This window comes from Pseudomonas sp. p99-361 (assembly GCF_003935475.1).
GTDB classification, from domain to species: domain Bacteria; phylum Pseudomonadota; class Gammaproteobacteria; order Pseudomonadales; family Pseudomonadaceae; genus Aquipseudomonas; species Aquipseudomonas juntendi.
Genome location: NZ_RHQO01000003.1, coordinates 1 through 14,430, shown reverse-complemented (window position 1 = coordinate 14,430; position 14,430 = coordinate 1). Strand labels below are relative to the sequence as shown.

Annotated in this window: 12 protein-coding genes and 2 pseudogenes; 6 read left to right on the top strand and 8 right to left on the bottom strand. The window is 62.9% G+C overall.

All coding sequences use genetic code 11. The features are described 5' to 3' along the window. Nucleotides 1-87: 87 nt before the first annotated feature. From EGJ22_RS02235 to yghU, 4 genes are all read right to left on the bottom strand, one after another. The gene (locus EGJ22_RS02235) at nucleotides 88-1,005 is read right to left on the bottom strand and encodes a pyridoxal-phosphate dependent enzyme (RefSeq protein ID WP_029885774.1); all 918 of its coding nucleotides are present in this window, start codon (nucleotides 1,003-1,005) and stop codon (nucleotides 88-90) included. Beyond that, complete coding sequence (locus EGJ22_RS02230; RefSeq protein WP_050492191.1) at nucleotides 1,002-1,670, bottom strand: transcriptional regulator; 669 nt, start codon at nucleotides 1,668-1,670, stop codon at nucleotides 1,002-1,004. Before EGJ22_RS02230 ends, EGJ22_RS02235 begins: the two co-directional genes overlap by 4 nt. Before the next feature lie 93 nt (nucleotides 1,671-1,763). After that, entirely contained in the window at nucleotides 1,764-3,467 is a 1,704-nt protein-coding gene (locus EGJ22_RS02225) for an amidase (RefSeq protein ID WP_029885776.1), read from the bottom strand. Between the two features lie 185 nt (nucleotides 3,468-3,652). Continuing rightward, nucleotides 3,653-4,495 carry a glutathione-dependent disulfide-bond oxidoreductase gene (gene yghU, locus EGJ22_RS02220; protein ID WP_029885777.1) on the bottom strand — a complete coding sequence of 281 codons (843 nt, stop codon included), beginning with the start codon at nucleotides 4,493-4,495 and terminating at the stop codon, nucleotides 3,653-3,655. Nucleotides 4,496-4,696: 201 nt separating this feature from the next. On the opposite strand from yghU, the gene EGJ22_RS02215 reads away from it, so the two are divergent. Then, nucleotides 4,697-5,734 (top strand): dienelactone hydrolase, encoded by a 1,038-nt coding sequence (locus tag EGJ22_RS02215; protein WP_029885778.1) that lies wholly within the window; start codon nucleotides 4,697-4,699, stop codon nucleotides 5,732-5,734. On the opposite strand, the gene EGJ22_RS02210 is transcribed toward EGJ22_RS02215, so the two are convergent. From EGJ22_RS02210 to EGJ22_RS26370, 3 genes and pseudogenes are all read right to left on the bottom strand, one after another. Next, complete coding sequence (locus tag EGJ22_RS02210; protein WP_029885779.1) at nucleotides 5,705-6,898, bottom strand: MFS transporter; 1,194 nt, start codon at nucleotides 6,896-6,898, stop codon at nucleotides 5,705-5,707. The two genes, EGJ22_RS02215 and EGJ22_RS02210, sit on opposite strands and share 30 nt — an antisense overlap. Before the next feature lie 148 nt (nucleotides 6,899-7,046). Then, nucleotides 7,047-8,633, bottom strand: coding sequence for an ABC-F family ATPase (locus EGJ22_RS02205; protein ID WP_029885780.1), 1,587 nt, complete (start codon nucleotides 8,631-8,633; stop codon nucleotides 7,047-7,049). A gap of 20 nt (nucleotides 8,634-8,653) precedes the next feature. Continuing rightward, nucleotides 8,654-8,919: pseudogene (locus tag EGJ22_RS26370) on the bottom strand (site-specific integrase); the annotation flags it as partial. A gap of 26 nt (nucleotides 8,920-8,945) precedes the next feature. Between EGJ22_RS26370 and EGJ22_RS02195 the strand changes: the two are divergent. The 3 genes and pseudogenes from EGJ22_RS02195 to EGJ22_RS02185 all read left to right on the top strand — a co-directional run. Further along, the gene (locus tag EGJ22_RS02195; protein WP_009686615.1) at nucleotides 8,946-9,404 is read left to right on the top strand and encodes a VOC family protein; all 459 of its coding nucleotides are present in this window, start codon (nucleotides 8,946-8,948) and stop codon (nucleotides 9,402-9,404) included. Between the two features lie 305 nt (nucleotides 9,405-9,709). Next, nucleotides 9,710-9,967 (top strand): entry exclusion lipoprotein TrbK, encoded by a 258-nt coding sequence (gene trbK, locus EGJ22_RS02190; protein WP_305955439.1) that lies wholly within the window; start codon nucleotides 9,710-9,712, stop codon nucleotides 9,965-9,967. A gap of 425 nt (nucleotides 9,968-10,392) precedes the next feature. Beyond that, nucleotides 10,393-10,657 (top strand): annotated as a pseudogene (locus EGJ22_RS02185) (AMP-binding protein); the annotation flags it as partial. 71 nt (nucleotides 10,658-10,728) lie between these two features. Here EGJ22_RS02185 and EGJ22_RS26055 read toward each other — a convergent pair. Further along, a complete protein-coding gene (locus tag EGJ22_RS26055) occupies nucleotides 10,729-11,406 on the bottom strand; it encodes a DsbA family protein (RefSeq protein ID WP_029885781.1) in 678 nt (225 codons plus the stop codon). A gap of 581 nt (nucleotides 11,407-11,987) precedes the next feature. Here EGJ22_RS26055 and EGJ22_RS02180 point away from each other — a divergent pair. Both EGJ22_RS02180 and EGJ22_RS02175 read left to right on the top strand, forming a co-directional pair. After that, nucleotides 11,988-12,800: an alpha/beta fold hydrolase gene (locus tag EGJ22_RS02180; protein ID WP_029885782.1), complete on the top strand. Its 813-nt coding sequence runs from the start codon at nucleotides 11,988-11,990 to the stop codon at nucleotides 12,798-12,800. Nucleotides 12,801-12,810: 10 nt separating this feature from the next. Further along, entirely contained in the window at nucleotides 12,811-13,974 is a 1,164-nt protein-coding gene (locus EGJ22_RS02175; protein ID WP_029885783.1) for a PAS domain-containing sensor histidine kinase, read from the top strand. Nucleotides 13,975-14,430 lie beyond the last annotated feature (456 nt).

Here is a 14,430-nt window from a genome sequence, read left to right as displayed (position 1 = left end):
TGCGTGGCTGCCACTGCCGGGCAGAGTCGCCGGCAGTGTCGGGTTCAGTGATACACGGCAAAGGAAACAGACAGATGACAGCCCGTATCAGTCGACCTGTCGCAACCACGCCTGTATCTGTTCCAAAGTGGCGGTAGCACCCCCGCATACCACCACCAGCACGTTCGGGTAACGCGCCATGGCGCTGGCGTCGTAGGCCAGCGCCAACGCGGCGCCACAGGCGGGCTCCACCAGTAGCCGATGGTCTTGCAGAAAGCGTTCGCAAGCCTGCAGCGCGGCACGGTCGCTGACCAGGTGGCTGTGTACCGGTTGCCGACGCGTACAGGCCAGCGCCTGTTCGGCCACCCGCTTGGCACCCAGCGAGCCGGCGATCGAGGCAATGCGCGGCAACGCCACGGTGTGCCCGGCTTGCATGGCCGCGTGCAGCGAGGCAGCGCCGGTCGTCTCCACGGCCAGCACCGGCACGTCCGCCCAGCCATTGCGTTGCAGCCCCTCGACCACGCCGCTGAGCAGCCCGCCACCCCCCACCGACAGCACGACCGCATCGGGCTTGAAGCCGGTCGCAACCACTTCGTCGACCAGGCTGGCATGCCCGGCCCACAGCAGCGGGTCGTCGAAGGGGTGAATGAAGGCATCGCCAGCGCCTACCAGGGTCAGTGCCAGTTCGTTGGCTTCCTGCCACGAGCTGCCGTGTACCAGTACCTTGGCATTTTCCAGGCGCAGCAGTTCCTTGGCCCGTTCGGTGGTGGTCTCGGGCACCACCACGGTCACCGGCACCCCCAGTTTGCGCCCGGCGTAGGCCACCGCCAGGCCGGCATTGCCCCCCGAGGACGACACCAGGTGCCTGGCACCCTGCGCGTAATGAACCTCGCAGGCGTGGCCCACCCCGCGCAGCTTGAACGAGCCACAAGGCTGCAGGGCGTCAAGCTTGAGCCAGATGTTGCGCCCGGCAGCCAGCGACAGCGGGCGTGATTCGATCAGGGGCGTAGGGATGTGCAAGGTCATAGGCTGGCTCCGCGCAGTTGTTCGAGGTAGTTGTAGATGGTGTAGCGGGTCACGCCGAGTGCGCTGGCGGCCTTCTCGACGCCGCCCTTGACGATGAACAGGCCACGCTCCTGCATCACGCGCACAGCTTCGAGCTTGGCCTGCTTGTTCATTCGCCCTTGGCCGTTGCGCTGCAGTGCGCCCTGGATGATTTCGCTCATCAGCAGCGCCATGTCGGCAGGCTCGGTGGCGGTCGGCGTAGCGCCCAGGGGCTGGAAGTGCTGGAGGAACTGCATGGCCGCGTCCAGGCCGGTAACATCGGTGTTCACACACAGGCTGGCAAACGGGTGCCCGCTGCTGTCGCGGAATATCGCGGTGGCGCTGCGCAGCGTGCGGCCCTTGAGGGTAGTGGGGTAGTCGGGCAGCACCACCGGCTCACAACCCTGCTGGTCGGCCGAGGCCTGCATCAGGGCCTTGAAACCCTGGTCCTGTTCCGGGGCGGCAAGGATCGGGCTGCCGATGCTGCGACCGGAAAGGTGGCCATTGACGATAGCCACCACCGAGTGCTCGGGATGGTCGAGGTCGTGCAGGAGGATTTCCATGTTGCGCGCGGCAACGCTGCCCAAGGCCTGGATGGCGGCCTTGAGCACGGTGAGGGTGAGCTGGCGCTCGGCAGTGGGTGTCATGGGCAACGAGCCGCTAAAATCAACGATTTGTGTATATTTACACGAATCGTTGATTTTAGCGACGGTTGCCTGAAGGGCGTTGCCGTGGGGGGGTCAACCCAGCGCGGGGGTGCGCGGCGGCACAATGCGGCGCGAACCGGTCGCTTCAAAGGCGGCCGCAAAGGTCAGCAGGGCATTGTCGCTGTAGGCCCGCCCGGCGAAGGTCAGGCCCACCGGCATACCGATGTCGGCCATGACGCCCATCGGTACGGTCACGGTCGGTACGCCAAGGTGGCGGATCGCCAGGTTGCCATTGGCCACCCATACGCCGTTGCTCCAGGCGATGTCCGCCGATACCGGGTTGACGTCGGCATCGGCCGGGCCGACATCGGCCACGGTGGGGAACAGCACGGCGTCCAGGCCTTGGGCGTCCATCCAGTCTTCCAGGTCCAGCTTGCGGGTCCGCTCCAGGCCGCGCAGCCCATCGGGCAGGGTCTCGATCTGGTCCCAGGTTTTCAAGCCACGCTTGGCCATGTTGACGTATTCGTCCATGCCGGCTGCAAGGTCGTCTTCGCGGTTGGGCAGGGTGCCCGGGTCGTGCGGGAAAATCTGAGGCCCATCGACATCCGCCAGACGGTTGAGCTTGGGGTCGCCATTGGCGCGCAGGAAATCATCGAAGCCCCAGCCCGACAGCTCCCACAGCTCGTCGTGCAGGAATTCCTTGCTGACGATGCCGCGGTTGTACACCGTGGGTGCGCCGGGGCGGTCCCCTTCGCAGTTGGACACCAGCGGGAAATCGACGTCCACCACTTGCGCGCCGGCCGCTTCCAGGGCCTGACATGCCTGGTGCCACAAGGCGATAACGCTGGCGCGGGTGTGGATGCGCTGGCCGGTAGGGCCCCCGATACCGGGCTTTTGCGAAGTGCCGGCTGCGTCGTCGGCATTGATGTACATGCGCGGCACGCCGAAGCGTTTGCCCTTGAGGGCGCCGGCATCGGTGGCCAGGTCCAGGTACGACGCCGGGCGCACCGCGGAGGCCGCGGGGATCGGCACCCACGGCTGCAGGCGCCACAGGTCGCCACGCTTGTCGGGGTCATCGGCGACCACCACGTCGAGTACCTCCAGCAGGTCGGCCATGGTGCGCGCATAGGGCACCACCACGTCCATGGTCGGCGTCAGCGGCCAGTTGCCGCGCACCGAAATCACCCCACGCGAGGGCGTGTAGGCGCACAGGCCATTGTTCGAGGCGGGGCCGCGGCCACTGGACCAGGTTTCTTCGGCCAGGCCGAAAGCGCTGAAACTGGCGGCGGTAGCCGTGCCGGCGCCGTTGGAAGAGCCCGAGGCGAACGGCGCGGTCAGGTAATGGGCGTTGTACGGGCTTTCAGCGCGGCCATACACACCGCGCTGCATCCCCCCGTTGGCCATGGGCGGCATGTTGGTCTTGCCCAGGCATATGGCCCCGGCGGCGCGCAGGCGCTCGATGGTGAAAGCGTCGCGCTGGGCCACCAGGTCTTTGAAGGCCGGGCTGCCCGATGCCGCAGTCAGGCCTTTGACCAGGTAGCTGTCCTTGGCGGTGTAGGGAATGCCGTCGAGCGGGCTCAGCAGTTGGCCCTTGGCGCGGCGGGCATCGGAGGCCTCGGCTTCTTGCAGCGCCTGCGGGTTGCGCACCACTACGGCGTTCAGGGCGGTGGCCGTGTCGGCGCCGTCGTAGGCATCAATGCGGGCCAGGTAGGCCTTGACCAGCTCGACCGCCGTCGTGCGGCCCGATTCGAGCGCGTCGCGCAGCTCGGCAATGGAAACCTCGGTTACCTCGATCATGCGTTCACCAAACAATGTACAGGTGGGGGCTATTGCGGGGAGTGTACAAGAAGGGCTACGCGGACGCAGGTTTGCGCAGGGGCAAACGGTTTTGTGCAGGTGGGCATTGTCATGCCCGAGTACGCGGCAGGCATTGGCAGCGGCGGCCCTGTATCACCACAGGGCCACCTCCGGCGCGCGTTGTATCAGTTGTCCAGATCCGCAGCCGAATGCCGTTCGGGCACCTGGCTGGCTTCGTCGCCCCAGGTGCGGTTCACCCGGGTGCCGCGTTGCACTGCCTTGCGCTGGGCAATCTCTTGGGCCCAGCGCTGTACGTTCGGGTACTCGTGCACCGCCAGGAACTCTGCTGCGCCGTACAGGTTGCCCAGTACCAACTGGCCGTACCAGGGCCATACGGCAATATCGGCGATGCTGTATGCCTCACCGCCCAGGTATCGGCTTTCGGCCAGGCGCCGGTCAAGCACATCGAGCTGACGCTTGGCCTCCATGGTGAAGCGGTTGATGGCGTACTCGAACTTCTCCGGCGCGTACACATAGAAATGACCGAAGCCGCCACCCAGGTAGGGCGCCGCTCCCATCTGCCAGAACAGCCAGTTCAGGCACTCGGTGCGCGCAGCAGGCGCTGTCGGCAGCAGGGCGCCGAACTTTTCTGCCAGGTACAACAGGATCGAGCCGGACTCGAAGACTCGCACCGGTGGTTCCTGGCTGCAGTCGAGCAGCGCGGGGATCTTGGAGTTGGGGTTGACGTGAACGAAGCCGCTGGAAAACTGGTCGCCTTCGCCGATGCGGATCAGCCAGGCATCGTATTCCGCGCCAGCGTGGCCGAGTTGAAGCAGCTCTTCCAGGGCAATGGTGACCTTCACGCCGTTGGGTGTGGCCAGGGAATACAGCTGCAGCGGTTGCTTGCCCTTGGGCAGGTCCTTGTCATGGGTAGGGCCGGCGACGGGGCGGTTGATGCTGGCGAACTGGCCCCCGGATGCAGCGTCAGGGCGCCAGACCTTGGGTGGCACGTAGGCAGATTTGCTCATGCATGAAACTCCTTCAAGGGCGCTGAAGCGGTCAGATAAAACCGTTGACCGTCATCTATGCCACGGGTTCGCCGCCAGGTGCAAATGCAGGGTGCGCGTGCAGGCCTGGCATAACGCCGGTTTCATCCAGTTTTCATGCGGCGCCTGCGGGGCCAGGCCTATGCTGGGTTATCGCATTGCCACGCAAGGAGCCGCTGGCCGATGACTCTCCCCCGTTGCGTGTTGACGCTGGCGCTGTGCGCCTGCCTGCTGGCCCATGCCGAGGCTGCGCAATGGGCAGCAGGCCTGCATCACATGACCCTGACCGACCCGGTCGATAACCGGCCCATGCAGGCGCTGGCGTTCTACCCAGCGCTGGGCCCGGCCCGCAGTAGCCGTATCGATGGCTACCCGCTCGACGTGGCCGAAGAGGCCCCCATCGCCATGGGGCGCTTCCCGCTGTTGGTGCTGTCGCACGGCAATACCGGCAGCCCGCTGGCGTTGCATTACCTGGCTACGGCGTTGGCGCGCGCAGGGTTCGTGGTGGTGGCGGTGGTCCACCCCGGGGACAACACCCGCGACCACAGCCGCCTGGGCACCCTGAGCAATCTGTATGGCCGGCCGTTGCAGCTCAGCGCCGCGATCACCGCGGCCCGCGCAGACAGCGTGGTGGGCCCGTACCTGACGGACGGCAAGGTGGGTGTGATCGGCTACTCGGCGGGTGGTGAAACGGCGTTGATCTTGTCTGGCGCGCACCCGGACCTGGAGCGTTTGCGCCAGTACTGCCTGGAACGCCCGAACGACGCCGACGCCTGCAAGACCCACGGCATATTGATAGCCGACCGCAGTGAGCTTGGCCCCAAGGCCGACCCGCGTGTCGGCGCGGTGATGTTGATGGCGCCGCTCAGCCTGCTGTTCGGGCGGCATGCCCTGGCCGGGGTGCAGGTGCCGGCATTGATCTACAGCGGCGACAGCGACCAGTTGGTGGCCGTGGACCGCAACGCCGCAGCGCTGGCCCGCAAGCTGCCAGTCACACCGGATTACCGGCTGTTGGCCGGTGCCGGGCATTTCGTGTTCATGGCCCGTTGCGATGCCGAGCAATACCAGCGCATGCCGGTGCTGTGCAAGGATGCCGAAGGCGTTGACCGTCGGCATATCCACCACTCACTGCAACGTGAAACCGCAGCGTTCTTCAGCGAGGCGCTGGGGGCGCCGCAATTGGCCGAGCGCTCAGCGGCCACGGCCACGCCGCGCCAGTAGCAGCGTCAGCCCGACGCCGGCCAGTGCCAGCAGGGCGGCCACGCAGAAGATCGAGGCATAGCCCAGGTGCGCGGCAACCGCCCCCATTACCGGCCCGGCGAGGGCCAGGGCCATGTCGAAGAACACCGCGTAGGCGCTCAGCCCGGCACCCCGGCTGCTGCTGGGTACCTGCCTGATGGCTTCGACGCCCAGTGCCGGGTACACCAGCGACAGCCCAAAGCCGGTCAGTCCGGCGCCCAGCAACGCCCACGGTGGTGAGGGCGCCAGCCACAGCAGGCCAAGTCCGAGCACTTCGGTGGCCATGCAGGCGACCGCGACGTTGTAGCCACCAAAGCGGTTGACCGCGTTGACGAACAGCAGCCGGGAGATGATGAAGCACACGCCAAACGCGCTCAGGCACCAGGCTGCGCCGGCCCAGCCACGCTCAAGGTAATACAGGGTGACAAAGGTGGTCAGGGTGCCGTACCCGATGGAAGCCAGGGTCAGGCCAACACCACACGGCGCCACCCGGCCGAACGCCGACCAGAAGGGCAGGCGCTCGCCGCGCGTCACCGCCACGTCGGGGCGTTTGCGCAGCACCAGCAGGGCAATGGCTGCCAACCCCAGCAGCGCCGGGCCCAGCACGCTGAAGCCCAGCCCGTCTACGGCCAGCACCCCCACCGGCGCGCCGATGGCGATGGCACCATAAGAGGCGATGCCGTTCCATGAAATGACCCGGGCGGTGTGTTCAGGGCCGACCTGGCTGATTCCCCAGCTCAGGGTCGCTACGCCGATCAACCCCTGGGCTATGCCCAGCAGCAGGCGCCCGGCAAGCAGTAGGCCCAGGCTGAGGGTTGGCAGGTTCAGCGCCCAGGCGGACAGCAGGGTCAGCACACCGCAGCCGGCTATACCCAGCAGGCCATAGCCTATTGCCCGCTTGCCGCCCAGGGTATCGGCCACCCTGCCGGCTAATGGCCGGCTGAGCAGGGTGGCCAGGTATTGCAAGGCGATGGTCACACCCGCTATCACGGCGCCAAAGCCCAGCTGATCGTGCACATGGCTGGGCAGTACAGCGATCGGCAGGCCGATGCAGAGGAAGGCAATGAAGGTGTAGAAGACAATCGACAGGATTTGCAGGGTTATGTGCAAGCTATCGCTGGGGGGAGCAGGTTGTTGCGCGGTCATGGGCTCGTTCGCGGGCGGGCGGTTGGGCGTGAATCCATCATGGCCGTTGCGCGAAGGAAATGAAAGCAGGCTAACGAATTTTTCGTCGAGAGGCCTGCGCTGTGGCGCAAGGCCTGGCCGTCGAAGGCGGCCAGGCCTTACCGCTCAATCAGACCAACACACCCTGGCTACGCAGGTAGTCGTCGTAGGTACCGCTGAAGTCCACCACGCCATCGGCCGAGAGCTCGATGATGCGGGTAGCCAGCGACGAAACGAATTCGCGGTCGTGGCTGACGAACAGCAGGGTGCCTGGGTAGTTTTCCAGCGCCAGGTTGAGTGCTTCGATCGACTCCATGTCCAGGTGGTTGGTCGGTTCGTCCATCACCAGCACGTTGGGCTTTTGCAGGATCAGCTTGCCGAACAGCATGCGGCCTTGTTCACCACCGGAAATCACCTTCACCGACTTGAGGATCTCGTCGTTGGAGAACAGCATGCGCCCCAGGGTGCCGCGGATCACCTGCTCGCCGGATGTCCACTGGCCCATCCAGTCGAACAGGGTCATGTCGTCTTCGAAGTCGTGGGCGTGGTCTTGCGCGTAGTAGCCGACTTCGGCGCTGTCGGTCCACTTCACCGAACCGGCATCTGGGGTCATTTCGCCGACCAAGGTGCGCAGCAGGGTGGTCTTGCCGATACCGTTGGGGCCGATGATCGCCACGCGCTCACCCGCTTCCACGGTAAGGTCGAAGTTCTTGAACAGCACCTTGTCATCGAAAGCTTTGGCCATTTTCTCGACGACCACGGCCTGGCGGTGCAGCTTTTTGGTTTGTTCGAAGCGAATGAACGGGCTGACGCGGCTGGACGGTTTCACCTCGGCCAGCTGGATCTTGTCGATCTGCTTGGCGCGCGAAGTGGCCTGCTTGGCTTTCGAAGCGTTGGCCGAGAAGCGGCTGACGAAGGTCTGCAGTTCGGCGATCTGGGCTTTCTTCTTGGCGTTGTCCGCCAACAATTGCTCGCGCGACTGGGTGGCGGCCGTCATGTACTCGTCGTAGTTGCCCGGGAACAGGCGCAGCTCGCCGTAGTCCAGGTCAGCCATGTGGGTGCACACGCTGTTGAGGAAGTGGCGGTCGTGGGAAATGATGATCATGGTGCTGTTACGCGCCGTGAGGACCGTTTCGAGCCAGCGGATGGTGTTGATGTCCAGGTGGTTGGTCGGTTCGTCGAGCAGCAGCACGTCCGGGTCCGAGAACAGCGCCTGGGCCAGCAGCACACGCAGCTTCCAGCCAGGGGCCACTTCGCTCATCGGGCCGAAGTGCTGCTCCAGCGGAATACCCAGGCCCAGCAGCAGTTCGCCGGCGCGCGACTCGGCGGTGTAGCCGTCCATTTCGGCGAATTCGGTTTCCAGTTCGGCGACGGCCATGCCGTCTTCCTCGGACATTTCCGGTAGCGAGTAGATACGGTCGCGCTCAGCCTTGACCTTCCACAGCTGGCCGTGGCCCATGATCACCGTGTCGATGACGGTGAATTCCTCGTAGGCGAACTGGTCCTGGCGCAGCTTGCCCAGGCGGGTGTTGGGTTCGAGCATGACCTGGCCACCCGAAGGCTCCAGGTCACCGCCGAGGATCTTCATGAAAGTCGACTTGCCGCAGCCGTTGGCGCCGATCAGGCCGTAGCGGTTGCCGTTGTTGAATTTGACAGAAACGTTTTCGAACAGCGGCTTGGAGCCGAACTGCATGGTGATGTTGGCGGTGGAGATCAAGGAGCTTACCTATCAATAACTTACGTGGCTTCTTTGCAGCTGCGGACCAATTTGGGACCAGTCTGGCGCTTTTCCAGTTCTGACCAGTGGTTGGACGAGTCAATCCAGCGCGCACAAGTCGATAAGAGCATCTGCACGCCATGCCCGAGCTGTTGGGCGATAAATGTGGGGTTGAGACCAGACATTGAGCGTATTGTCGCATAGGTGTGGCGGCAGTTATACGGGGGCGGTACCTGATCCCCAAACCTGCGAGGATCGGCCGCCATGGTTGATGCCGGTCCGACGTGACCGTCCCCCTTGAAGGATGACTTGATGAATTCCAACCACAGCGTCTATGCCGTCGATCATATTGGCTTCGCCGTCAGCTCACTGGAAGAAGCCATTCGCTTCTGGACAATCGGGCTTGGTTTCACGCTCGAACGCCAGTCGGAAATGGGAGGACCATTCATTCTCGATGTAACCGGCACCGCCGACCCGAAGGTGCGAACGGCGATAGTGAAAGGGCCGGATGGCAGCCGAGTGGAGTTGCTGGAATATTCGCAGGGTGCCCGCCACGGTGTCACTCCGCCTACGGCATCTGCGATTGGCTCAGCGCATCTGGCATTGAGCGTGCAAGACATGCACGCCGTACTCGGTCGCATCGAGCAAGCGGGCTGGCAGGCCAGGGGTACGCCTCAACCGATCCCCGCAGGCCCACGCAAGGGTACGCTGGTGGTGTATGTGACCGGGCCAGATAACATTACGCTGGAGCTGATGCAGGCGGCTGAGTAGCGGGCTGCGAACAGCCTCCCGTATCTCAGGCCATTGATCGTGATGATGGGCAACCTAGCCAACGGTAATGCCGCCATCGGGCATAAGCGTGCGCATTGGGCCGAGAAAGGCAATGGTGATCGGCTGCTCCCGACCTGAAGCTGCCCCTGCCAAGACACTCAGAGAAGTGGGGTGGAGTGTCGGCGCCCCACCCGCTATGATGCTGCCGGGGTCAGCAACCCATGCAAACTGTGCAATGCGCGAGCGATTCAGGACCTCCTGTCACTCGTGCCTAGGTAGGTCAGGGTACCGGATTACCCTGAGTCATGAATGAGGACGTTATGAAACACATAGTGGGAATTTCCGCAGCCATCGTTATGGCGTGTAGCCTGTCAGCACAGGCGGATGAGAAAGTACCTGCCCCAAACGAGAAGAATTGTTCGGGTAGCACGTATGATCAGATCCTCGCCAGTCTTTCGAAAGACTCTGATCGCAATGAATTCGTTTTCAACTGCAAGAGTTTTAACCAAGCTCGAAAACACACAGAGTGGAAGTTCGAGAAGAGCCCACCGGACGATTTCTGACCGCTGATGTGATTCAGTGCTCGGCTCTGCACGTCGATACAGGTTTACCTTTGATCGTACGACGTTATGGAGAAATCAGCCCGTCTGGAGCAGAGCTAGTCAGGCTGTGTGAAAGCCCACTGATCGGCCTTACACGCCCCGACTTGTGCGGGGCGTTGTTTTTTACTGACAAAAGCGCTTCATCAGCGCTGACACCTCCTTTGAAGTATTACAGCTGAGCGCCCGCAATCCCCCGGACGATCACCGAGCTGCCGGCGGCCACTCGCGGTACGCCAGCCAATAAAGGCATGGCCCACATCTGAATCTGGTATTTCATCTGCGCGCGCACAGCTGATTAGCATCGTCGATGTCTTTCTGTCGACGAGAACAATAACGTGAACCTTGGATCGATCATTACCCGAAGTGCCCGCTAGTGGGCGGACCACATCGCCGTGGCGGTCAGCCAGACGCGCCTGACCTACGCGCAGTTGGAACGGCGCAGCAACCGCCTGGCATCAGCGCTGGGTACGCTTGGCGTGGGCGTTGGCGAGCATGTGGCGATTCTTGCCGCCAACCGCGTGGAACTGGTCGAAGCGGAAGTGGCGCTGTACAAGGCGACGATGGTCAAGGTGCCGATCAATGCGCGGCTGTCGGTGGATGAAGTGGTGCGGGTACTGGAAGACTCCTGCACTGTCGCACTGATCACCCGATGCGCACTTTGCCGTTCAGCGTGGGCGCCAACTTCTAGTGCAGCCTGGCGGCAAACACCGTGCTTGGCGGCTTCAGACTGCAGCCTGCCTGAACTGCTCGATCGTAGCGATCAGGCGGTCTGGCTGGTTGTAGAGGTCTGGCCCGCTGAAGGCATGCATGCGCTGGTCGAGCTCGACCAGCAACAGCGGCACACCATTTGCGCCCGCTTTGCGCATCAGTGCCTGCGCTTCGGTGAAGCGGGCCGAGGTTTGGCTGGCCAGTCGCTCTTGCTGGGTAAGCGCCGCGAGCAGTGCCTGCGTATCGGCCGTGAAACCCTCCTGGCCCAGGAAGTTGGCAGTGCAGGCCGCCACTACGTCGGGCGACGAGGTATCAAGGCCATCCACGTAGCGCGCTGTTTGAAGTGCCGCGTACAGCTTTGGCTCCAGCGCCTTGCCGTACCCTCGGGCCAGGGTAAGCGCACGGCTGACCGGCATTGAGTCGAACCGCAGCGAGCGGCCAGCGAGAATCTGCTTGAAATATAACTCGCTGAAAGGCTGGCCGGTGAGTGAAGCGATTCGCAAGTCGTTGGCCCGGGCGAAGTGGGCAAACTCAGCGTTTATCTGCCGTGCACCTGGCCCTGCGAAAAGCCCTGTAGGGTGCATCTCCAGCTCACCGGCGAAGCGCTCTGCCAGGTGCCTCAGCGTGTCGGCGCTGGCATAGCACCAACCACAGAGCGGGTCGAACAGAAAGTGCAATTTCATAGCGGCCATCATCAGGCTCCTTGAATATGATGGCGCCAGACTATTCGATTGGTATGCGCGAGAATAGGCGATTACAGCGCACAGATTAGTGCGCAAACCGGGCAAATGCGGTTCGAAAACCTGCCTGTCGCAGCCGAGCCTTTTCCCGAAAACGGTGCACGGCTTCGGCCGCCCCAGCCCCTGCTGGGCAGCGCCGCACCGTGACTGAACTTTTGCCGGCGTTGATGGCTCTGAGCCATTCCCACAGCGCATTGTGCGCTGCGGCGTCTCAGAGACCCTGTCATGTTTTCCGATGAATTCCTGGTTGCTTATGTCGTGGTCGAGGTGGTGCTGGTCGTGGCGGCTTTTGCTATCGGCGTTCACCTGACCGAGCGCTAGGGCATACAAAAGCTCCGTGATCGATGGTTTTTTCGGAACTATCCATCTGCATCCTGTATGGTGCCGGTTTAAGGCTTCGAAAGTGGGTTGGCTTCGCGCTCAATGTCATTCAGCAAGCACTACAGGCAGCTTGATATGCAGTCCACTATGCTCTCAGGCAGCATGGACTGGTTGGTTTTATCAGCGCAATGTCGACCGAAATCGGGATATGTATGACTGTACAGCAGCGTAACAATGTACATATCGAGGGTGATGGCCCGGCTACCCTGATTCTGTCTCACGGTTTTGGCTGCGACCAGTCAATGTGGAAGGCGTTGTCGCCGCATTTCATTCCACACATGCGTGTCATCACCTACGACCTGGTCGGTGCTGGGCAGTCCGATCTCGCTGCCTACGACAGAGCGAAATACTCGACCCTGTTGGGCTATGCCGATGACCTGAACGCAATCATCGATGATTTCGGCCAGGGCCCGGTCATTATTGCGGGGCATTCGGTCAGTGCCATGATCGGTGTGCTGGCCGAGCTACGGCAGCCAGGCAGAATCGCGGGGCTGGTGTTGATCGGGGGGTCGCCTTGTTACATCGACTCGAACGGTTACAACGGCGGCTTCAGTCAGAAGGAAGTGCTGGAGCTGCTGTCGATGATCGATGAGAATTACCTTGGCTGGTCCAGCACCATGGCGCCTGTGCTGATGGGTGCGTCGGGTGAGCCCGCGATGCAGGAAGAGTTGGCCAGCAGCTTCCGTCGCACCAACGCAGAGATCGCCCGGCATTTCGCCCGCGTGATCTTCTTGTCCGACCACCGCGAGGATGTGAAAGGCTTGAATGTGCCGACGCTGATCCTGCAAAGCAGAGTGGACCCGGTAGTTCCGGTGGCCGTGGGCGAGTTCCTGGAAAGGGTGATGCCCAGCAGCCAGCTTGTACTGGTGGACAACATGGGCCATTACCCGCAGCTCAGCGCCTCCAGCGCCTGCGCCGCGGCCATGGACGGGTTTTTCGCCCGCCTGGGGCTGGGCCGTGAATGATCCGACCGTGATGTTCGACGCGTCTTACTTCGAGCATGCGCCTTGCGGCCTGGTCGTCATGGAGGCGGACGGCACACTGCTGCGCTGCAACGCCACCTTTGGCAACTGGCTGGGGTATGACGTAGCGCAGTTGAAACAGCGCAGTTTCGATCAGTTGCTGACCACCGTGGGCCGTACCTTCCAGCTTACCCACTGGGGGCCTTTGCTGAACTTGCAGGGCTCGATTTCCGAGGTGAAGGTCGGCCTGCGTCACCGCGATGGTCACGTGGTGGCCATGCTGCTCAATGCCGTGCGCCGTGAAACCGCTGAAGGGGTTCGCTTTCAGCTGGCCTTGTTCAGTACCAGCGAGCGTGATCGTAACGAGCACACGGTGTTTCAGGCCATGCAACGGGCCGAGGAACTGCTGGCGCAAAAAATCAGCGCCGAGCATGCCCTGCAGCGCGCACAGGACGACCTGGCGCTGGCCTACGCCGAGGCCCAGCGGCGTGCGCTACTGGCCGAGCAGATGGTGGCGGTTGCCAGCCATGATTTGAAAAACCCCATGACCGCTATCCGGATGGCCACCGAACTGCTGGGGCGTGATGCGCAGGGCGAGCGGGCCCGGCGCCTGTTGGGCAGCATCAACACATCGGCCGAGCGCGCGCAGCGCATGATCGTCGACCTGCTGGATTTCGCCTCGGTCAGGCTAGGCCAGGGCATCAGCATCAAGCGTCAGCGAGTCGACCTGTTGCGGGTGGTGGATCAATGTGTCAGCGAGCTGAGGATCACCTTCTGCCACGCCAGTATTCGCCATCTTTCCCGCGGGCAGGCCATGTTCGAAGTGGATCAGGACAGGCTGCAGCAAATGATCGGCAACCTAGTCGCCAATAGCGTTGCCTACGGTGACTTGCGCCAGCCGATTACGGTGACCACTGACTGTTTCGCGGACAGCGTGCTGATCAGCGTGCACAACCACGGCCCCGCCATCGCCGAAGCAGTGATACCCACCTTGTACGAGCCAATGACGCGCGGCAGCGACCGCCAGGAAGGGCTGCGGTCCATCGGCCTTGGTCTGTTCATTGTCAAGGAAGTTGCCCACGCCCACGGCGGGCACATCTCCATGACCTCCAATGCCGTGTATGGCACCACCTTCATGGTTCAGTTGTACAAGGAGCGCCCGGCCACCGAGGCGTAGTCACTTCTGAGCTGTCAGTTTTTCCGAGTGAGACTCGGGAGTATGATGGCGCGAGGACAATTAAAAAGGCGGCTTATCTGGTAGTACGTTCTCGGTTTCTCGTGGGGGTAACAGGAGCGTGTCGCATGATGAAATTCCAATCGCTGGCAGGCGCTGTGTGGTTGGGGTGAGTACCCTGTTGTTGGCAGGCTGTGCCCATGATGGTGATGTGCGTGACAGTCATGACTGTCGCTCTGCTGTGCTCGAAAGCTTGATTGACCACGCGCTTTGAAACAACAAACCTGCTCCTGCGGTACCTGTGGGAGATTCTATGGTTCCTGGCAAGGGTAGCCGGAGCATCTTCAGCGCCTGTGAGATCGAGCGCCGCCCGCGCGGCGCAATCGCGAGCTGCGCTCGCTCCTACGTTTGTTTCGGGCCAGTAACGCCTGTGACAGGCGCGCGCGGCCGCCTTGTTTG